Origin of the sequence: Chromohalobacter nigrandesensis (assembly GCF_023061285.1) — a bacterium.
Lineage (GTDB): Bacteria > Pseudomonadota > Gammaproteobacteria > Pseudomonadales > Halomonadaceae > Chromohalobacter > Chromohalobacter nigrandesensis.
Genome location: NZ_JAKGAM010000002.1, coordinates 271,462 through 291,786, shown reverse-complemented (window position 1 = coordinate 291,786; position 20,325 = coordinate 271,462). Strand labels below are relative to the sequence as shown.

Annotated in this window: 16 protein-coding genes and 8 tRNA genes; 16 read left to right on the top strand and 8 right to left on the bottom strand. The window is 60.3% G+C overall.

Features of this window, described 5'->3' with window-relative positions; all coding sequences use genetic code 11:
* Positions 1-9: 9 nt before the first annotated feature.
* The 3 genes from L1073_RS04885 to L1073_RS04875 form a co-directional block, all read right to left on the bottom strand.
* A complete protein-coding gene (locus L1073_RS04885) occupies positions 10-531 on the bottom strand; it encodes a hypothetical protein (RefSeq protein ID WP_246897210.1) in 522 nt (173 codons plus the stop codon).
* A 93-nt stretch (positions 532-624) separates the two neighbouring features.
* On the bottom strand, positions 625-2,421 hold the full coding sequence (locus tag L1073_RS04880) for a sodium:solute symporter family protein (protein ID WP_246897209.1): 1,797 nt from the start codon (positions 2,419-2,421) through the stop codon (positions 625-627).
* 6 nt (positions 2,422-2,427) lie between these two features.
* Entirely contained in the window at positions 2,428-2,688 is a 261-nt protein-coding gene (locus L1073_RS04875; protein ID WP_246897207.1) for a DUF4212 domain-containing protein, read from the bottom strand.
* A gap of 533 nt (positions 2,689-3,221) precedes the next feature.
* On the opposite strand from L1073_RS04875, the gene L1073_RS04870 reads away from it, so the two are divergent.
* The 3 genes from L1073_RS04870 to ttcA all read left to right on the top strand — a co-directional run bounded on the left by L1073_RS04870 (position 3,222) and on the right by ttcA (position 6,675).
* The gene (locus L1073_RS04870; RefSeq protein ID WP_246897206.1) at positions 3,222-5,039 is read left to right on the top strand and encodes a putative nucleotidyltransferase substrate binding domain-containing protein; all 1,818 of its coding nucleotides are present in this window, start codon (positions 3,222-3,224) and stop codon (positions 5,037-5,039) included.
* A 76-nt stretch (positions 5,040-5,115) separates the two neighbouring features.
* Positions 5,116-5,733: a 3'-5' exonuclease gene (locus tag L1073_RS04865; protein ID WP_246897205.1), complete on the top strand. Its 618-nt coding sequence runs from the start codon at positions 5,116-5,118 to the stop codon at positions 5,731-5,733.
* An 87-nt stretch (positions 5,734-5,820) separates the two neighbouring features.
* Positions 5,821-6,675, top strand: a complete 855-nt coding sequence (gene ttcA / locus L1073_RS04860) for a tRNA 2-thiocytidine(32) synthetase TtcA (RefSeq protein ID WP_246897204.1) — start codon at positions 5,821-5,823, stop codon at positions 6,673-6,675.
* Positions 6,676-6,678: 3 nt separating this feature from the next.
* On the opposite strand, the gene fnr is transcribed toward ttcA, so the two are convergent.
* Complete coding sequence (gene fnr, locus L1073_RS04855; RefSeq protein ID WP_246897203.1) at positions 6,679-7,422, bottom strand: fumarate/nitrate reduction transcriptional regulator Fnr; 744 nt, start codon at positions 7,420-7,422, stop codon at positions 6,679-6,681.
* A 98-nt stretch (positions 7,423-7,520) separates the two neighbouring features.
* Between fnr and L1073_RS04850 the strand changes: the two genes are divergently transcribed.
* The 6 genes from L1073_RS04850 (at position 7,521) to L1073_RS04825 (ending at position 8,902) form a co-directional block, all read left to right on the top strand.
* Positions 7,521-8,258 (top strand): alpha/beta family hydrolase, encoded by a 738-nt coding sequence (locus tag L1073_RS04850; protein WP_246897202.1) that lies wholly within the window; start codon positions 7,521-7,523, stop codon positions 8,256-8,258.
* 65 nt (positions 8,259-8,323) lie between these two features.
* A tRNA-Val gene (locus L1073_RS04845) sits at positions 8,324-8,399 on the top strand.
* A 51-nt stretch (positions 8,400-8,450) separates the two neighbouring features.
* Positions 8,451-8,527: transfer RNA gene (locus tag L1073_RS04840), tRNA-Asp, on the top strand.
* Between the two features lie 47 nt (positions 8,528-8,574).
* A tRNA-Asp gene (locus L1073_RS04835) sits at positions 8,575-8,651 on the top strand.
* Between the two features lie 74 nt (positions 8,652-8,725).
* A tRNA-Val gene (locus L1073_RS04830) sits at positions 8,726-8,802 on the top strand.
* Between the two features lie 23 nt (positions 8,803-8,825).
* Positions 8,826-8,902, top strand: a tRNA-Asp gene (locus tag L1073_RS04825).
* Between the two features lie 24 nt (positions 8,903-8,926).
* On the opposite strand, the gene L1073_RS04820 is transcribed toward L1073_RS04825, so the two are convergent.
* The gene (locus L1073_RS04820) at positions 8,927-9,958 is read right to left on the bottom strand and encodes an alpha/beta fold hydrolase (RefSeq protein WP_246897201.1); all 1,032 of its coding nucleotides are present in this window, start codon (positions 9,956-9,958) and stop codon (positions 8,927-8,929) included.
* Between the two features lie 109 nt (positions 9,959-10,067).
* On the opposite strand from L1073_RS04820, the gene L1073_RS04815 reads away from it, so the two are divergent.
* The 7 genes from L1073_RS04815 (at position 10,068) to L1073_RS04785 (ending at position 19,787) form a co-directional block, all read left to right on the top strand.
* Positions 10,068-12,080, top strand: coding sequence for an FAD-dependent oxidoreductase (locus tag L1073_RS04815; protein WP_246897200.1), 2,013 nt, complete (start codon positions 10,068-10,070; stop codon positions 12,078-12,080).
* 223 nt (positions 12,081-12,303) lie between these two features.
* Positions 12,304-13,353 (top strand): threonine aldolase family protein, encoded by a 1,050-nt coding sequence (locus L1073_RS04810; RefSeq protein ID WP_246897199.1) that lies wholly within the window; start codon positions 12,304-12,306, stop codon positions 13,351-13,353.
* A gap of 222 nt (positions 13,354-13,575) precedes the next feature.
* Positions 13,576-15,498 (top strand): PrkA family serine protein kinase, encoded by a 1,923-nt coding sequence (locus L1073_RS04805; protein ID WP_246897198.1) that lies wholly within the window; start codon positions 13,576-13,578, stop codon positions 15,496-15,498.
* A gap of 88 nt (positions 15,499-15,586) precedes the next feature.
* On the top strand, positions 15,587-16,867 hold the full coding sequence (locus tag L1073_RS04800; RefSeq protein ID WP_246897197.1) for a YeaH/YhbH family protein: 1,281 nt from the start codon (positions 15,587-15,589) through the stop codon (positions 16,865-16,867).
* A 22-nt stretch (positions 16,868-16,889) separates the two neighbouring features.
* On the top strand, positions 16,890-18,449 hold the full coding sequence (locus L1073_RS04795; RefSeq protein ID WP_246897196.1) for a SpoVR family protein: 1,560 nt from the start codon (positions 16,890-16,892) through the stop codon (positions 18,447-18,449).
* A 138-nt stretch (positions 18,450-18,587) separates the two neighbouring features.
* Positions 18,588-18,863, top strand: coding sequence for an Lrp/AsnC family transcriptional regulator (locus L1073_RS04790; protein ID WP_246897195.1), 276 nt, complete (start codon positions 18,588-18,590; stop codon positions 18,861-18,863).
* A 72-nt stretch (positions 18,864-18,935) separates the two neighbouring features.
* Complete coding sequence (locus L1073_RS04785) at positions 18,936-19,787, top strand: DNA/RNA non-specific endonuclease (protein ID WP_246897194.1); 852 nt, start codon at positions 18,936-18,938, stop codon at positions 19,785-19,787.
* Between the two features lie 58 nt (positions 19,788-19,845).
* Here L1073_RS04785 and L1073_RS04780 read toward each other — a convergent pair.
* From L1073_RS04780 to L1073_RS04770, 3 genes are all read right to left on the bottom strand, one after another.
* Positions 19,846-19,932, bottom strand: a tRNA-Leu gene (locus L1073_RS04780).
* A 29-nt stretch (positions 19,933-19,961) separates the two neighbouring features.
* A tRNA-Leu gene (locus L1073_RS04775) sits at positions 19,962-20,048 on the bottom strand.
* A gap of 31 nt (positions 20,049-20,079) precedes the next feature.
* Positions 20,080-20,166: transfer RNA gene (locus L1073_RS04770), tRNA-Leu, on the bottom strand.
* Positions 20,167-20,325 lie beyond the last annotated feature (159 nt).

Genomic DNA, 20,325 nt, shown 5'->3' with positions numbered 1-20,325 from the left:
CAGTCGTCCTTACGCTCGGGGCGTTTCACACAATGCCTGGTAAAGCGGGGTGTCGGTGCCAATCTCGTGCAGCGCGGAAGTGTCCGGTTGGCGCTCATCGCCGACCAATGGCACCCATTCCCGTGCGTTGCAGTTCATCAGATAGGCTTGATGGGTCACGCGGTCTGCGACCTGCTTCTCGAAGCGGTAGAGGAAGAACTCGACCATGTGCTCTCCGTCGGCCTCAGTGGTACGCAAGTGGTCGCGATCGATGACCTCGAAGGCAACTGGCATGGGGTACATGTAAGTCCAGGGACGCCATAGCATCGCGCCGTATTCGACATCGACGACTTCAGCCGAGTCGGGGAGTTGCTGCTGCTTGAACGACAGCCAGCTGTACTCGTAATAGACCTGGTAGCCAAGCATGCCGAGGCCACCCAGTGCCGGAACGATCCAGCGTGGCAGGCGCTTAGCGCTGATGAAACGCAGCAGCAGACCGATACCGGCGGCGCCGAGTCCGGCGAAAAGCGCTGCTATCAAGTGCCATATCATGGGCGTCTTTCCTGAAAGCGCTCGGGCTTCCCTGAGGAAGCCCGAGCGAGAGAGTTGTCTGCGGCCCAGTGTGCCGGGCCGCGTCATTATGGCTTAGTGGTTGTGAGCGACGCCAGCGCCTTTCGGATAACGCACGCTCTGTACCAAGTCCTGGATCTCCTGCGGCGGTGCCTTGGTGACTCGGGAGACCGCGAAGGCCACCGCGAAGTTGATGATCGCCCCCACAGCCCCGAACGAGAGCGGTGAGATGCCGAACAGCCAGTTCTCCGGTGTATTGGCCAGCATGTTGGTGCCCGGAATGAACAGCCAGCCCAGGTAAGTGAAGATGTAAAGCAGCGTGCTGAGGAGGCCCGCCAGCATGCCGCAGACCGCCCCGGCGCTGTTCATCCGAGTAGAGAAGATACCCATCATCAACACCGGGAACAGCGAGGCGCCGGCAATGCCGAAGGCCAAGGCCACGGTCTGTACGGCGAAGCCCGGAGGATTGAGCCCCAGGTAGGTCGCCACCAGGATGGCACCGGCCATCGAGATGCGGGCCGCGAGCATTTCGCCTTTCTCGGTGATGCGAGGATTGATGGTGTTCTTGATCAGGTCGTGACTGATCGCCGAAGAAATCGCCAACAATAGCCCGGCTGCCGTGGAGAGCGCGGCGGCGATACCCCCGGCGGCAATCAAGCCGATGACCCAGGGTGGCAGATTGGCGATCTCCGGATTGGCGAGTACCAGAATGTCGTTGTTGACCGTCAGCTCATTGCCTTCCCAACCACGCTGCTGTGCCGTATCGGCAAAGTCTGCATTGCTATCGTTGTAGGTCTGGATGCGACCATCGCCGTTCTTGTCCTCGAAATTGATGAGGCCGGTTTCTTCCCAGGTTCGGAACCAACCGGGACGATCCTCGTATTGCAGGGCGTTGTCGGCGGCGGCGTCGTAGTTCTCGACCTGGCCGGCCATCTCGGGATAGACGGTGGTCATCAGGTTGAGGCGCGCCATGGACGCCACAGCGGGTGCCGTGAGGTACAGCAACGCGATGAACACCAGCGCCCAGCCGGCTGACCAACGTGCATCGGCCACCTTGGGCACCGTGAAGAAGCGAATGATGACGTGGGGCAGGCCTGCGGTGCCGATCATCAGCGATAGGGTGAACAGCACCATGTTGAGCTTGTTGTCGACATCGGCGGTGTAGTCCTGGAAGCCCAGCGCGTTGACGACGTCATCGAGCTTTTCGAGTAGCGGCACGCCGGATTCGCTATGCGTACTGAACAGGCCGAACATGGGAATCGGGTTGCCGGTCAGTTGCATGGCGATGAACACCGCCGGAATCGTGTAGGCGACGATGAGCACGATGTATTGCGCCACCTGAGTGTAGGTGATGCCTTTCATGCCCCCGAAGACCGCGTACAGGAAGACGATGGCCGCAGCGATCCAGATGCCGGCAGTACTGCTGACCTCGAGGAAGCGTGAGAATGCGACCCCGGCCCCGGTCATCTGACCGATGACATACGTCACCGAGGCGACGATCAGACAGACCACGGCAATGACACGCGCCGTGCGGCTGTAGAAACGGTCGCCGATGAAGTCCGGTACCGTGAATTTGCCGAACTTGCGCAGGTACGGCGCCAAGAGCATGGCCAGGATGACGAAGCCGCCGGTCCAGCCCATGAGGAAGGTAGAGTTGGCATAGCCGCCTGAGGAGATCAGTCCGGCCATGGAAATGAATGATGCGGCGGACATCCAGTCGGCGGCGGTCGCCATGCCATTGGTGACCGGATGCACGCCCCCGCCGGCGACATAGAAGTCCTTGGTCGACCCGGCTCGCGACCAGATTGCGATGCCGATGTAGAGTACGAAGGAGGCGCCGACGAACAGCAAGTTGATGGCGAATTGGCTCATGATGGCTTACTCCTCCAGACCAAATTTTTTATCGATCTTGTTCATTCGCCAGCCATAGAAAAAGATCAGGGCGACGAAGGTAAGAATTGAGCCTTGTTGAGCGAACCAGAACCCCAAGTCGGTTCCACCGATGGGAATGCTGGACAGTAATGGCCGGAAGAGGATGGCGCCACCGTAAGACACCAGGGCCCAGACGATCAGGCAGCCGGTGATGAGTCGCACGTTGGCTTTCCAGTAAGCCTCGGCATTGGTTTTTTCATCTGCCATGGTGTCGCTCTCCACTGGTAGGGATATGTTGGTTTTGTGATGGGAGTGTACGAGACGCTTCAAAGCAATCGCAGGTATAGAACATTCTGTAGGGTAACGTCATTGATACGATAGTGGCGCTAGACGTTTATCGACCATTAACTACCTGGGATTGCCTTGAATTGCCATGCTGATGATAGTGACCAATGACAGGAAAAAAAGAACCCCATACTTTGGTATCGAGCCATTAGTTTAAAGAGTCATTTTTTGAATAATTATACTTTTCATGGGGTTGCGAGAGGGCTGAGGATTTTTTAGCAGGCTTATTAAAACGCGTCAGTGAGCCTTGTGGGGCATCAGTCAATGGCTTTTTTGGGGGCGCGCTTTTAGCGTAGAACGATAGTCTATGTGTCATGATAAAAGTCCGCTTTGCTACTCTTGATCACGTAATATGGTAAGTGTCTTTCTGCCGTGTTACCGAAAAGTATAAGGATATGACGCGGTAATGATGACACCAAGTCGTGCCAGGGCCGGCACGGGACGAGGGTACTACTATGGTCGATATCAGCCTCTCGCAACCCCCTTTCAGCTTGCTCGATGAAAAAGGACGGCAGCGCGTCCGGGACGGAGTCGATCTCGCGTATTTCAATGAGAGCGAGATCATGCTCGATGCCGGCCAACCCGGTGAGCATGTATTCCTGATTCACAAGGGCGAAGTGGCGGAGCTCGATCTCAACGCTAGCGAGGGGGAACGGCGTATCGGCCACTATACGGCGGGCGATCTGTTCGGGGCGATCAGCATCCTCAACGGTACGAGCCGTTATAGATTTCAGGCCGAGCAGGAAAGTCTGTGTTATCTGCTGCCCCGCCGGCTTTTCGAGGACATTTGCACCGCGTACCCCGCCTTCGATAATTACTTCCGCCAGCATCTGGCCGAAAAGGCGCGCCATGTGCTCCAGCGGCGGGCGGAAGGGGGCATGAGCATGGCGCGCTTCATGCTGGCCCGGGTGGCGGAATGCATGCGTGAGCCCGTCATGGTCGAGGGGCATACCACGATTGCCGAGGCCGTCACGCACTTGCGCGAGCGTCATGCCGACAGCCTACTGGTCAATCATGCGGGGCGCTGCGGTATGGTGACCAAGACCGATCTTCTCGATGCGCTGGTTCAACAAGGCTTGCCGCAAACGTCCGAAGTAGGCGCTATCGCGCATTTCACGCTGATCACTTCGTATGCCGATGATTACCTCTTTACCGCGCTGGTAAGCATGACACGTCACGAGGTCGCGCGTGTCGTGGTCATGGAGGGCACGCAGGTAGTGGGCGTCGTCGAGCTGACCGACGTTCTGGGCTACTTCTCGAGCCGTGCGCATGTCGTCAGCCTGCAGATCGAGCAAGCCGAGGATATCGATACCCTGGCCCGTGCCAGCGCGGATCTCCCACAACTGATTCAGGCGTTGATGGCGCAAGGGGTGAAGCTGCGCTTCGCCATGGAGCTCATGGCGGCGCTCAATGGGCGTATCATCCACAAGGCATTTCGTTTTCTGATGCCCGAAACGCAACGGGAGCAATCGTGCCTGTTGGTCATGGGCAGCGAAGGGCGCGGCGAACAGATCCTCAAGACCGACCAGGACAATGCACTGATTCTGGCCGATGGCAGCGACTGGCCGGGTATCGAAGAAGCCATGGGGACCTTGACCGACACACTGGGCAGGCTCGGCTATCCACCGTGTCCGGGTAACATCATGGTCTCCAATCCGCAGTGGGTGGCGAGCGAGTCGGCATGGCGAGGCAAGATTGCCCGCTGGGCTTCGAGCCGCGATCCGGATGCGTTGATGAATCTCGCCATCATGCTCGACGCCCATGCCATTGCCGGCAATGCGAGCTTGCTCGAGGGCTTGCGCGAGCATCTGTTTGCACGCGGTTCCCACGATGAGTTACTGCTCTCGTACTTCGCGCGGGGAGTCTTGCGCTATTCCACGCCGCTGACCCTGTTCGGCACGCTCAAGCGCCCGGAGCATGGCATCGACATCAAAAAAGGGGGGCTCTTTCCCATCGTGCATGGTGTGCGCACGTTGGCACTGGAGCGGCGTATCGCGGCCACCTCGACGTTTGCGCGTCTCGAGGCCCTGGTCGAGGATGGTCGTCTCGATCGGCCTTTTGCCGATGATCTGGGCGAGGCCATGGCGCTGTTTTCCGAGCTGCGCCTGCGTCAGCAGTTGGAAAACCTGGAGGGGAGCGACACGTCGCAGGAGTCCAACCGCGTCGTCGTTCAGCGCCTCAGTGGCTTCGAGCGTGACTTGCTGCGCGAGGCGTTGCATACGGTCAAGGAATTCAAGCAGCGCTTGTCGCAGCGTTTTCATCTCGAGTATTGAGGTCTCGTCAGGCAAGGGCCACGAACGGTCGAATCAAACCACGCGGGCTATCGTCAGGGGCATACGGGAGGTTGCGATGATAAAAGCATTACGTCGTGCCGGCGATCGGCGCCGCCAACTGGGTGGGCATCATGCCTGGCGCTTCGCGCCGTATGGCGGCAGCGAGGTCATCGCCCTGGACTGCGAGACGACCGATCTCGACCCGCGGCGCGCGGAGTTGGTGGCGCTGGCGGCGGTCAAGGTGCGTGATGGCCGCGTGCTGACCAGCGAATCGTTGGACTTGCGCCTGCAGCGGCCGGAGAGCTTGTCGGGGGATTCCATTCGTATTCATGGCTTGCGCGGCGTCGATCTGTTGGGTGGCGAGGCGCTGGGCGATGCACTCGAGCGTTTGCTCGACTTCATCGGCAATCGTCCGTTGGTCGGCTGGTGCATCGCTTACGACGTGGCGGTCATCAATCGCCACTTGCGTCCGCGTACGGGGTTCGATCTTCCCAACCGAACATTGGATGTCTGTAAGTTATACGCACGTGAACGTCGGCGCGTGCAACCGGATATCGAGCCGGATATGCGTTTCGAGGTCATGAGCGAGGCCTTGGGCGTACCGGTCATCGGACGGCATACGGCGTTGGGTGATGCCGTGACCACGGCGCTGATGTATCTGCGTTTGTGTCACGGACGCGCGCTCAGCGCCTGAGTGGCCATGCTTGAGACTTCGTCGTGATCGCCTGTGGTGATAACATGGGAGGGTTCACTTACCACGGCAGGTCAAAGCGCTATCGTCATGCACGCACTCACCGGCCAAGACAAACTGGCATTCAACAAGTTGCAAAAACGCCTGCGGCGCCAGGTGGGAAACGCCATCGTCGATTACGGCATGATCCGTGACGGCGACAAGGTCATGGTATGCCTCTCCGGCGGCAAGGATTCCTACACCATGTTGGATATCCTCATGAACCTGCAGCGTAACGCGCCGGTCTCGTTCGAGCTGGTGGCCGTCAATCTCGACCAGAAACAACCGGGCTTCCCCGAGCACGTGTTGCCCGAATACCTGGAAGGCGTGGGCGTGCCTTACCACATCGTCGAGCGTGATACCTATTCGGTAGTCAAGGAGAAGACCCCGGAAGGCAAGACCACCTGCGCGCTTTGCTCGCGGCTGCGGCGTGGCACGCTCTATGGATTCGCCGAGGAGATCGGTGCCAACAAGGTTGCGCTGGGTCATCACCGCGAGGACATGCTGGAGACGTTGTTCCTCAATATGTTCTTCGGCGGCACGCTCAAGTCGATGCCCCCCAAACTACTCTCCGACGACAACAAGAATGTCGTCATCCGGCCCTTGGCGTATTGCCGTGAGGCTGATATCGCCGAGTACGCCGAGTGGCGCGAGTTTCCAATCATTCCCTGCAACCTGTGCGGTTCGCAGCCCAATCTTCAGCGTCAGGTGGTCAAGGAGATGCTTGCGGAGTGGGAAGAAAAATACCCCGGGCGCCTGGAGACGATGTTCAAGTCGATCACCAATGTGGCGCCGTCGCAGCTGGCCGACCGCAACCTCTTCGATTTCGAGGGGCTGGAAGACAAGCAACGCGAATTCCAGAATAAGCGTATCGAGGCATTCGATGTGCTGGCGCGTGAGGCGTGACACTCACTCGCGGACAGGTGTCTCGCCGCGCGCTATGGCAGCGAGGCGCTCGTACTCGAGCAATGTGATTTCGCGGCGTGCCGCTCGAAGCAACCCGGCCTGCTGGAAACGACTCATCAAACGGCTGATGGTTTCCACTGCCAGGCCGAGGTGATTGCCGATATCGGCACGCGCCATGGGCAGGCGAAAGCGCGTGGGGGAGAAACCGCAGCGCTGGAAGCGGCGCGACACGTCGATGATGAAGCTGGCGAGGCGTGCCTCGGCGGTGTGGCCGGCGAGTCGGCAAAGCCAATGTCGGTCGTCGTGAAGCTCGCGGCTCATGCTGCGGTAGAGCGCATGGCGCAGCTCGGGCAGATCAACGGAGAGGCGGTCCAGTTGAGCGAAGGGAATCGCGCATACGGCCGTGGTTTCGAGGGCTTCGACGATCCCCGGATGACCACCGCTGGCGAGGCCGTCCAGACCGACGAGTTCGCCAGGCAGGTAAAAGTGGGTGATGCGCTCCTCGCCGTGTGCTTGCGCGACGCTTTGCTTGAGGCTGCCGCAGCGCACCGCGAAAAGATGGGTGAACGGCGTCGTGGCATCGAAGAGCGTTTCCCCACGCTTGAGGGGCGCGCGTCGCCGAATGATGGCGTCGAAATCATCGAGATCGTCGAGCCCCAGCGCCAGCGGCAGACACAGCGAATTGAGCCGGCATGTTTGACAATGGGCATGCATCGGCGAGGCCGGAATGGCGGTGTCGTCGGTCATGGCGTTTTCTCCTAGGACGCGCCTACCTTAGGGTAGTGCTTGAACCCCGTCAAAGCTGCATAGTGACGCACCCTGCCACCTAATGAGAACTGGCTGACATGAGCTTCGAGCATGCCTATGCCGCGACGCCACGCTCGCTGACGTCATTGCATGAGCGCGGCGTCTCGCCCGGCGTCGCGGCGCAGCATTATTATGTGGACGACCTTGGCCCTCTGGAAGTACGTGGCGAGCCGCGTGTGGGGCGCTTGTTGCTGACCCACGGCGCCGGGGCAGGGCAGACATCGCTTTTCATGCAGCGCTTGCGCGAGTCGCTGGCACTGCATGGCGTGCAGGTCTGGGCCGTCGATTTCGCTTATATGCAACAGATATGGCACGCAGGGCGTCGGCGCCCACCGCCGCGTGTCGATCGCTTGGTCGAAGAGCTGGCCGTATGGCGCGATGCCTTGACCCCGATCGCCGGCGAGACACCATCGTCGCTGTGGTTGGGCGGCAAGTCGATGGGTGGGCGCGTGGCGAGTCTGTTAGCGGCACGTGATCAAACGGCGGGCCTGGCGCTGTTCGGCTATCCGTTTCATCCGCCCGGCAAGCCCGAGCGCACGCGACTGGCGCATTGGCCGGATTTGACCTGTCCCACCTGGGTGTTGCAGGGCACGCGAGACCCGTTCGGGGGGGACTGCGAAGTCCGTGAATATGCCTTGCCAGAGACGGCGCACGTGCATTTTCTCGACGATGGCGATCATGACTGGCAACCGCGACGGCGAGCCGGGCATGATCAGGCAGCGTTGATCGAGGAAGCGGCGCGTGTCGTGGCCGCCGCCATGCAGGCGAGTGAATGAATCGGATGAATGTAATCGGTTGACTTTCCACAGTCTCTCTGTAGAATGCAGCGCCACGTGACCAGGGGTGGTTAGCTCAGTTGGAAGAGCACCAGCCTTACAAGCTGGGGGTCACTGGTTCGAGCCCAGTACCACCCACCATTACGCGAAATGCGTTTCGAGTGATGGGGACACGTAAAAGAAGAATGCAGCGGACCGGTAGTTCAGTTGGTTAGAATGCCGGCCTGTCACGCCGGAGGTCGCGGGTTCGAGTCCCGTCCGGTCCGCCAGTTCTTCATCGGAAAGTCGACAATGTGTGATTAGCGTTGTATTCAGCGGACCGGTAGTTCAGTTGGTTAGAATGCCGGCCTGTCACGCCGGAGGTCGCGGGTTCGAGTCCCGTCCGGTCCGCCACGATTTCCTCGCCGACGCGTCATTGACGATAACGCATGTAAAAGCAACATGTAGCACCAAGCAGTATGCGATCCGGGTGGTTAGCTCAGCTGGTTAGAGCACCAGCCTCACATGCTGGGGGTCACAGGTTCGAGTCCTGTACCACCCACCAATCCGATCACATCGGAACAATGCGGACCGGTAGTTCAGTCGGTTAGAATGCCGGCCTGTCACGCCGGAGGTCGCGGGTTCGAGTCCCGTCCGGTCCGCCACGATCGCCATCGGCCAACCCTGAGTCATCGACTTGGGGCTTTGTCGTTTGTACCTTCCTGTTTCACGCGCGGATGCGTCTGTCGCGCTATCACATCAGCGTCTTCCCCACTCGCGTCGTCCTGATAGGCTCGGCACCAGGCGAGGGCCTGTGCATAGACGTCTTCTGCAGCGTCGGGGTGCGTCAGCATGTCCAGATGAGCGTAATCCCGCCCCTGACCGTTCTCACGTCCCAGCACGTGTAGCGCATGCCGATGTGGGCCGCATTCCTCGACGAAGCGCGCCACGTCTCGGGGATGCCCCAGGGCCTGGTCGCGCTGGCCGGCAAGATGCAGCGTGGGCGGCAATCCTCCCTGTGCCAGGGCGGCGGCGTAATCGAAGCCATCCTCGGCGTCCCGCCAAGGCGTTTCACGCACCCAGGCGACGCTGTCCGCGTGACTGGCGGCGTATTCGTCGTCACTGCCCCAGCGTAGCGAGCGCGCCGGCAGGTAGCCGCATAGGCCACGTGCCAGCGGTGCGAGCCCCTTCCAGATAAGGTCGATATAGAGCCACTTGCTGGGATTCTGGACGCGTACCCGACGCTTGGTGCCGAAATAGACCTGGCTGGCGATAAGCTCGCGACTATCGGGGACGCGCGCCAGATGTGCGGCGATCAAGACGCCACCCCAAGAATGCGCCATGACATGGCAGCGTGACTGGCCACTCAGCTCCAGGCAGGCGGCCAGTGCAGCGGCGACTTCATCGAGGATGACCGCGCGCTGCGAGAACGAAACGCCACGTGCCGGGCGCGGCAAGGCTCTGCCGCGGCCGCGTTGGTCGATCACCATGACGTCGTGCCCCTGCCGGGCGAGCCAGGGCGCCAGCCCCTTGCCGCTACGGCTGTGGAAAATGCGCCCCGATTCGACGGCACCATGCCAGCACAGGATGGGCAGGCCGTTAACGCGCTCGGGCTGGAAGCGGGTGAGATGCAGCTCGCCGCCGGTGGCGACGGGGATGCGATGTCGAGAGCTCTGGTACTCCATGCGGGCCTCGCTTGTCTGGCGTGGGAAGGCAGTCATGTCTGCGCCCTTGGTCGGGATTGTTTCCCGCCGTCGTGTCGCTACACTGTTCATACAGTTGTTTGAAAATGTATGGTGGTTTAAAAACGAGTGCAAGCGAGGACGCGCCGTGACTCATTACCCGCATCTCTTTCGTCCGCTGAACGTAGGGCCCGTGACGCTCGATAACCGCATCCTGATGGGCTCGATGCACACCAATCTCGAGGAAGCTCCCGATGGCTTCGCGCGTCTGGCGGCGTTCTATGCCGAGCGTGCACGGGCAGGCGTCTCGTTGATCGTCACCGGCGGCATTGCCCCCACCCCGGAAGGCGCGGTGTTCGAAGGCGCCGCCAAGTTGAGCGAGTCTCAGGAAGTCGAGGCGCACCGGCAGGTGACGCAGGCGGTACATGCCGAGGGCGGCCACATCTGCCTGCAGATCCTGCACGCCGGGCGTTACGCCTATTCGCCCGCCTTGGTGGCGCCCTCGGCGCTCAAGGCACCGATCAATCCGTTCACGCCCCGGGCGTTGAGCGGTGATGAGGTGGCGGAGCAGATCGCGGCCTATGTCAATTGCGCCAAACTGGCTCGCGAGGCGGGTTACGACGGCGTCGAAGTCATGGGCTCGGAAGGTTACCTGATCAATCAGTTTCTGTGTCGGCGCACCAATCACCGCGACGATGAGTGGGGCGGGGAATTCGAGAACCGCATGCGGTTCGCGGTGGAGATCGTGCGCCGCATTCGACAGGTGTTGGGCGATGACTTTTTGATCATCTTTCGATTGTCGATGATCGACCTGGTCGAGGAGGGTAGCAGCCACGACGAGGTCGTCGCCCTGGGGCGCGCGATCGAGGCGGCGGGCGCCAATCTGATCAATACCGGAATCGGCTGGCATGAGGCGCGGGTGCCGACCATTGTCACCAGCGTGCCGCGGGCGGCCTTCACCGAGGTCACGCGGCGCCTGCGTGAAGTGCTCACGGTGCCGTTGATTGCCACCAACCGCATCAATATGCCCGAGGTGGCCGAGCGCGTGCTGGCCGAAGGGCACGCCGACATGGTCTCGATGGCGCGCCCCTTTCTCGCCGATCCCGAATGGGTGACCAAGGCGCACGAGGGACGCGAGGCGTTCATCAATACCTGTATTGCCTGCAACCAGGCCTGTCTGGACCACACCTTCCAGGGCAAGTTGACCTCCTGCCTGGTCAATCCACGTGCCTGTCACGAGACCGAATTGACGCTCACGCCCGTGACGACGCCGCGTGACATCGCAGTGGTCGGAGCCGGGCCGGCGGGGCTGGCGACCGCCGTGTCGGCGGCGCAGCGCGGCCACCGCGTCACGCTGTTCGAGCGCGAGGCCGAGGTCGGGGGGCAATTCCGCTATGCGCAGCGCATCCCCGGCAAGGAAGAATTCCGCGAGACGCTACGTTATTACCGCAACATGCTCGAGGCGCTGGGGGTGATGGTGTACCTGAATACATCGGCCGAGGCGCAACGCTTGCGGGCCTTCGACGTCGTGGTGCTGGCATCGGGAGTCGCGCCCCGGGCGTTGTCATTGCCGGGTAGCGAGGATCCGCGTGTGGTGGATTATCCCACGGCGATCATGCACCCCGAGCGTGTCGGCGAGCGCGTGGCGATCATCGGCGCGGGTGGGATCGGCTTCGATGTGGCGGAACTCTTGACCCATGCCGAGCATCCCGCACTGGATCGTGAGACGTGGTGCGCCGAGTGGGGCGTCGATCTGTCGTTGGCGGCGCGGGGCGGTCTCGTGGCACCGCAAGCGCCGCAGGTGCCCCGTGAAGTGACGCTGCTGCAGCGCAAGACCAGCAAGCCTGGCAAGGGGCTGGGCACGACTACCGGCTGGGTGCATCGGGCTGCGTTGCGCCAGCGCGGGGTGCGCATGCTCAGCGGCTGCGAGTATCTCGGCATCGACGCTGCAGGGTTGCATATCATGCATGACGGCCACCCAGAATGCCTTGAGGTAGAGACGGTGGTGGTGTGTGCCGGTCAGGTATCGGTGATGGACCTCGAGGCGCCGCTGACGGCAGCCGGCTGCGAGGTGCATGTCATCGGCGGTGCACAGGAGGCGGCGGAGCTCGATGCCAAACGGGCCATCGATCAGGGTACTCGCCTGGCGGCACATATATAAGAGGGTGTTTACAAAAGGACTTCGTTCGTCCGTTTTGTAACTCCCCCTCTAAGAAAGTGCGTGTATAAGAAGGTGTTCACTAGCGGGCTTCCGATGTGAAGCGGCGATGAGTAGACTGGATCGAGACGCAATTTTTTGCAGGTTAACGGCAGGTGTTGGCACCCGGCGCCTGGCGTTACGTTTCAAGCGTCTTTCTTCTCGCCACACATGAGGACAATAAGGCATGGAATCCGACTGTACGCCGCTTTTTCTGGCCAGCGACAATACCTCCGGCATTTGCCCCGAGGCGCTCGACTACCTGTTGCGCGCCAACGAAAGCGATGATCTCGCCTATGGCAACGATGCCTGGACCCAGAAAGCTGCCGACCGTTTTCGCCGTTTCTTCGACTACGACTGTGAGGTGTTTTTCGTCTTCAATGGCACCGCCGCCAACTCGCTGACACTCGCTTCGATGGGGCAGAGCTATCATAGCGTCATCTGCCACGAACTGGCGCATATCGAAACCGACGAATGCGGCGGCCCGGAGTTCTTCTCCAACGGTGCCAAGCTGCTGACGTGCGCCGGTGCGGATGGCAAGTTGACGCCCGAGGGCATCGAATCACTGGTGACGCGGCGCAGCGACATTCACTACCCCAAGCCGCGCACGATCTCGCTGACCCAAGCCACCGAGGTAGGCACCGTGTATACCCGCGATGAGCTGATGGCGATTCGTGCCATGGCGGATAAACATGGTCTGCACGTGCATATGGACGGGGCGCGCTTTGCCAATGCTTGTGCGTCGCTGGGGGCTACCCCGGCAGAGCTCACCTGGCAGGTCGGCGTCGATGCGCTGTGCTTCTCGGGGACCAAGAATGGTTTGCCGATGGGCGAAGCGGTGGTCTTTTTCAACCACGCCCTGGCGGAAGACTTCGACTACCGCTGCAAGCAGGCAGGGCAGTTGGCCTCCAAGATGCGTTTCATCGCCGCGCCTTGGCTGGGGCTGCTGGAAAGCGGTGCCTGGTTGCGTAATGCCGAGCATGCCAATGCCATGGCGGGATATCTTGCGGAGGGCTTCGCGGCCTTGCCGGGGGCCGAGCTGATGTTTCCTGCCCAGGCCAATAGCGTCTTCGTGACGCTGCCCGTCGCAGTCCTCGAGACACTGCGTCAGCGCGGCTGGACGTTCTATACCTTCATCGGCGCAGGCGGTGCGCGCTTCGTCTGTGCCTGGAATACCACGCAAGCGCTGCTCGATCGCTTGCTCGACGATGCGCGCGATGCATTGTCCGCTGCCTGATCGAGTGCCAGGGCGAGGGCACCGATATGCTCTCGCCTTTCCCGCCGTTTGCGGATTTCAACGAACCAATGGCCGTTTATGGGCTCTCATGTCCAGGGCCGTGCCGCTGCGTTGAAAGGAAATACGTTTCGCATCGCCCCCTTTCTTCTCCATCCGTCTACGCTGATACATAGACAGCCCAGAATCCGATGAGCGACCCCGGGTCGTGAAAGGAGGCGTTTGATGAGTATCTTCGATCATGTTCAGAACCGTTACGAGCGCGTTCAGCAAGAGGAGATGAGTCTTCAGGAGTATCTGGAACTCTGCCGCCGGGAGCCAAGTGTCTATGCGAGCGCGTCTGAGCGTATGCTCGAGGCGATCGGCGAGCCGGAGGTCATTGACACCGCCAAGGACTCGCGGCTGTCACGTATCTTCAGTAACAAGGTCATCCGTCGTTATCCGGCGTTTTCCGAATTTTATGGCATGGAAGAGGCCATCGAGCAGATCGTGGCGTATTTCCGGCACGCCGCGCAGGGGCTGGAAGAGAAGAAGCAGATTCTGTATCTACTGGGGCCGGTAGGTGGCGGTAAATCCTCGCTGGCCGAACGGCTCAAGCTGTTGATGGAACATGTGCCGTTCTACGCCATCAAGGGTTCGCCGGTCTTCGAGTCGCCGCTGGGACTGTTCTCGCCGGAAGAAGACGGCGAATTGCTGGAGAAGGAATACGGCATCGCGCCGCGCCATCTGAGTGCGGTGATGTCGCCTTGGGCCGCCAAACGCTTGCAGGAATACGGCGGCGACATCTCGCAGTTTCGTGTCGTGCGGCTCTATCCGTCGCGCCTCAATCAGATCGCCGTCTCCAAGACCGAGCCCGGTGACGAGAACAATCAGGATATTTCCTCGCTGGTGGGCAAGGTCGACATTCGCCAGCTCGAGCTCTATTCCCAGGACGACCCGGATGCCTACAGCTTCTCCGGTGGCCTGTGCAAGGCCAACCAGGGGCTGATGGAATTCGTCGAGATGTTCAAGGCGCCGATCAAGGTGTTGCATCCGTTGCTGACGGCGACGCAGGAGGGTAATTACAACCCCACCGAGGGCATGGGGGCGATTCCCTTCGATGGCATCGTCCTGGCGCATTCCAACGAGAGTGAGTGGCAGACGTTCCGCAACAACCGCAACAACGAAGCCTTTCTGGATCGCGTCTACATCGTCAAGGTGCCGTATTGCCTGCGCGTGAGCGAGGAAATTCACATCTACAAGAAGTTGCTCGAGCATTCATCGCTGAATGCCGCGCCCTGTGCGCCGGATACACTGCGCATGCTGGCGCAGTTCTCGGTGCTATCGCGCCTCAAAGAACCCGAGAATTCGAGCATCTATTCCAAGATGCGGGTCTATGACGGCGAAAATCTCAAGGATACCGACCCCAAGGCCAAGTCGCTTCAGGAGTACCGCGATGCGGCCGGCGTCGACGAGGGCATGGAAGGCCTGTCGACGCGTTTCGCCTTCAAGATTCTCTCCAAGGTCTTCAATTTCGATACCCACGAAGTCGCCGCCAATCCGGTGCACTTGCTGTATGTGCTGGAGCAGCGTCTCGAGCAGGAGCAACTGCCCAAGGAAGCCTTCGAGCGCTACCTGCGGTTCATCAAGGAGTACCTGGCGCCGCGTTACGTTGACTTCATCGGCAAGGAAATTCAGACCGCCTATCTCGAGTCGTACAGCGAGTATGGGCAGAATATCTTCGATCGTTACGTCACCTATGCCGACTTCTGGATTCAGGATCAGGAGTATCGCGATCCTGAGACCGGCGAGTTGTTCAATCGTCAGGCACTCAATGAAGAGCTGGAGAAGATCGAGAAGCCGGCGGGTATTTCCAACCCCAAGGATTTCCGTCACGAGGTGGTCAACTTCGTGTTGCGCGCACGTGCCCAGAACAACGGCATGAACCCCAGTTGGCAGTCCTACGAGAAGCTCAAAGGTGTGATCGAGCAGAAGATGTTTGCCAACACTGAGGAACTGTTGCCGGTCATCTCCTTCAACGCCAAGGCCTCGACCTCGGATCAGAAGAAACATGAGGACTTCGTGGCGCGCATGGTCGACAGAGGGTATACCGAGAAGCAGGTGCGCCTGCTATCGGAGTGGTATTTGCGGGTTCGCAAGTCGCATTAGCCTGAGCTACGAGCTACGAGCTACGAGCTACGAGCTACGAGCTACGAGCTCGAGTCTATCGACAAATATTGGCGACGAGGTGAGCGGCATGACCTACTTCATTGATCGACGCGCCAATGCCAAGCACAAGAGTGCCGTGAACCGGCAGCGCTTCCTGCAGCGCTACCGTGGCCATATCAAGCGCTCGGTGGAAGAGGCGGTCAACCGACGCTCGATCACCGACATGGAGCGTGGCGAAAAGGTTTCGATCCCCACCAAGGACATTTCCGAGCCGGTATTTCAGCACGGCCCCGGCGGCTCACGGACCATCGTCAGCCCCGGCAACAAGGAATTCGTCGAGGGAGATCGGTTGCGGCGTCCGGGGGGTAACGGTGAGGGCGGCACAGGCGAGGGCGGCGTGTCCAATCAAGGCGAGGGCATGGACGAATTCGCGTTTTCCCTGAGCCGCGAGGAATTCCTCGATTTCGTCTTCGATGGTCTGGCACTGCCGCATCTGGAACGCAAGCAACTGCGGGATCTCGACGAGGTGCGACCGGTGCGTGCCGGGGTGACCCGCGATGGCGTGCCATCGCGAATCAACATCGTGCGTTCGATGCGCGAGGCGCAGGCGCGGCGTATCGGCATGCGGGCCCCCATCAAGCGTGCCCTGCGCGAAGCCCAGGAAGCGTTTCAAAAGGAGGAGCGCAAGGACCCGGTACTACGCAATCCGACGCGCATTCACGAGCTCAAGGCCGAAATAGAGCGTCTCGAGAAGCGCCTGGAGGCGGTGCCGTTCATCGATACCTACGACTTGCGCTACAACAACCTCGTCGACCAGCCGCAGCCTTCCAACAAGGCGGTAATGTTCTGTGTCATGGATGTTTCCGGTTCCATGACACAGGGTCACAAGGACATCGCCAAGCGTTTCTTCCTGCTGCTTTATCTCTTTCTGGAGCGCAACTATGAGAAGGTCGAGCTGGTGTTCATCCGTCACCACACCGCAGCCAAGGAAGTCGATGAGGAGGAGTTTTTCTACTCCCGGGAGACCGGGGGGACCATCGTCTCCAGTGCGTTGACCCTCGTCGACGAGATCATCACCGAGCGTTATTCACCCGCGCAGTGGAATCTTTACGTCGCCCAGGCCTCCGACGGCGATAATTGGGACGATGACTCGACGACCTGCCGTGACCTGCTCATGTCGTCGTTGATGGCCAAGCTGCAGTACTACACCTATGTGGAAATCACGCCGCATTCGCATCAGGCGCTGTGGGAGGAGTACGAGCGCGTGCAGGCACGCCACCCTGAGCGCTTTGCGATGCAGCAGATCGTCGAGCCGGGCGACATCTACCCGGTCTTCCGCAAGCTGTTCCGTAAGCGTATAGCGCAATGAGGCGCCGCGCCGAGGAGGTGACATGAGTACCGAATCGACCCCCATCGCGACCGGCTCGGATTGGAATTTCGAGATTCTGACGGCTTATGAGCGCGAGATCGCCAGGTTCGCCAAGGAATACCGCCTGGATATTTACCCCAACCAGATCGAGATCATTACCTCCGAGCAGATGATGGATGCCTACGCCAGCGTGGGCATGCCGGTGGGCTATCATCACTGGTCCTTCGGCAAGCAGTTCCTGTCCGTCGAACAGGCCTATCGGCGCGGTCAGATGGGTCTGGCCTACGAGTTGGTCATCAACTCCGATCCCTGCATCGCCTACCTCATGGAAGAGAACACCTTGATGATGCAGATACTGGTCATGGCGCATGCGTGCTATGGCCACAACTCGTTCTTCAAGGGTAATTACCTGTTTCGCACCTGGACCGATGCCTCGGCGATCGTCGATTACCTGGTATTCGCGCGCAAGTACATCGCCGAATGCGAACAGCGCCATGGCGTTACGGCGGTGGAGCAGCTCCTGGATGCCTGTCATGCACTGCAGAACTATGGGGTCGATCGTTACAAGCGTCCCTCGCCGATCTCCTCCGAAGAAGAGGCGCGCCGCCAGCAGGAACGTGAAGCCTATCTCCAGGCACAAGTGAACGCCCTGTGGCGCACGATTCCGGGGAAAGCGCCACGCGATGAGTCGGAGGTGTTTGCGGAGGATGGCGACGATCCGCTGGGGCTCCACCAGTACGGGCGTTACCCCCCCGAGCCGCAGGAAAATCTGTTGTACTTTCTGGAGAAGAACGCGCCGCTTCTCGAGTCGTGGCAGCGGGAAGTCGTGCGTATCGTGCGTAAGCTGGCGCAGTATTTTTATCCCCAGCGTCAGACCCAGGTGATGAACGAGGGATGGGCGACGTTCTGGCACTATACGCTGATGAATCGGCTCTACGACGAGGGGCTGATCGACGAAGGCACGATCCTCGAGTTTCTGCATTCGCATACCGCCGTCGTGCAGCAGCCGGGATTCGATAGTCCGCATTTCAACGGTATCAATCCCTATGCTCTGGGGTTTGCGATGTTTGCGGACATTCGCCGGATCTGCGAGACACCCAGCGAGGAAGATCGCGAATGGTTCCCGGAAATCGCCGGTAGCGATTGGCTGGACACGGTGCATTTCGCGATGCGCAACTTCAAGGACGAGTCGTTCATTCAGCAGTTCCTGTCGCCCAGGGTGATTCGCGATCTCAAGCTGTTCAGCCTCGTCGATGACGATCGTGATGAGATGCTCACCATCAGCGCCATTCACGATGAGCGTGGCTATCGGCGCGTGCGCGAGGCGCTGTCCACGCAATATGCCTTGTCGCTGCGCGAGCCCAATATCCAGGTCTGGGAGGCCGATATTCGCGGCGATCGTTCGCTGACCCTGCGCCATGTCCAGGATGCACGCCGGCCATTGGGCAAGACCCTGTATCCGGTATTGCGCCACCTGCATCAATTGTGGGGATTTGCGGTCAAGCTGGAATCGGTGGAGGACGACGAGGTCGTGCGCCGCTATCAGTGGCCGCTCCCCGGCGACGCGCGAGAAAGCGGCTGAAACGCGTCGCTAGCCGCAGCGCGCAGGGCTGATATACTGCTTGCGCGCCGTCGGCGAAGTGCCGTGCCGGTGCGTCTTGAGCGTGCCGGTCACAGGCTGGCGCGACGCCCCGAGTGCAGTAGGCTGTAGGAGAGTGTCATGCAAAGCGCGGTGATTCTGATCGACGTGGAAAAAGGCCAGATCAATGCGGTCGCCCAACGGTTGGCCGAGCTGGAAGGTATCAGCGAGGTATTTTCCACCTGTGGCCGTTATGACCTGGTCGCCATCGCCCGCACGCGCGACTTCGAGTCGTTGGCGCAGCTCGTGACCGAGCGCCTGATGGAGGTCGAAGGGATCCATGAGACCGAGACTCTGAATGCCATGCAGGTGCACTCGCGTCACGATCTCGAGACCATGTTCTCGTTGGGCTGGTAGCGGCGCCCTCATCGCCCCGTATAATTACCCTCTTCACGTTTCGTTTTCGCAGGACAAGGACACGTCGCCGGCATGATCGCCGTTATTTCTTATCAGTGTCGGCGCTTGGTGCGTGGCGCGGGCATTTCTCTGATTTTCGCCGTGGTCGGGTCCGGCCTGTGGTATTGGCAGGAGCGCGAGGTTCGCGATCGGCTTAGCTGGATGGGCGTGCCCGAGTGGCAAACCACCAGTTGGCAGGGATTCAACCGGGTGCTGCGCAGTGATGCCTTCCTGGTGGGGTGGTCGGATATTCGGGTCAGCCCTTTATGGGTTAGTTATGCGCTTCATGAAACGCCTGATGCGCCGATCGGTGATCGCCCGCATGGCTTTGCGCGGGACTGGCGCTCGTTGTGGCCGGTCATCTCGGATCAATACACGCACAGCGGCTACGACCGCGGCCACTTGGCCCCCAACTATGCCATTGCACGCGTACATGGGCGTGCGGCGCAGCTCGATACCTTCCAGATGACCAACATCACGCCGCAGCGCCCGGACTTGAACCGGCGCGTGTGGCAACGCCTCGAAGAAGTCGTGATGGATGACTTCTTACCACGCTTCGGGCAGCTTCGCGTGGTCACCGGTCCGGTCTTCGATGAGCGCTTCATGCATCGGGTGGGTTTCACCCAGGTGCCATCGGCGTTTTACAAGATCATCGTGGCGCCTGGCGAGCACCCGCAGGCGCTGGCGTTTCTGATTCCGCAGACGGTGAGTGGCGACGAGCCGCTCGATCGTTTTCTGGTCAGTATCGACGAGCTCGAAGCGAGAACGCGGCTCGATTTCTTTCCGCGCCTGCCGGAAGATGTCGAAACGCCCTTGGAAGCGAATATCGAGACAAAGGGGTGGGCACTGCAGCGTGTCGCACGGCGACCCGGGCGTTACCAATAGAATAATGGAAGTCTTACAGAGAAGGGAGCTTCGAAACGTCGTAAAACAGCATGCACGTTGGTGCCCAGGAGAGGACTTGAACCTCCACGTCCATACGGACACTAGCACCTGAAGCTAGCGCGTCTACCAATTCCGCCACCTGGGCGCGTCATGAAGCTTTACTGATGTTTTTGATGGTGCCCGGAAGAGGACTTGAACCTCCACGTCCATAAGGACACTAGCACCTGAAGCTAGCGCGTCTACCAATTCCGCCATCCGGGCGTTGCCATGTATCGATCTGGCGGGAGATCGATGGTGCCCAGGAGAGGACTTGAACCTCCACGTCCATACGGACACTAGCACCTGAAGCTAGCGCGTCTACCAATTCCGCCACCTGGGCAAGGCGCGATGTATAATACCCATTTTGAGCGTGAATGCAAGCTACCTCTCCATGCCGCATATCTTTTGTCATGCAATGCAGGTGGCCGCCATGGTTGGGTCGACTGGCTGTGCCCGCTATAATGGCGGCATGATTGAATTTCATAACAACGCCATCGGC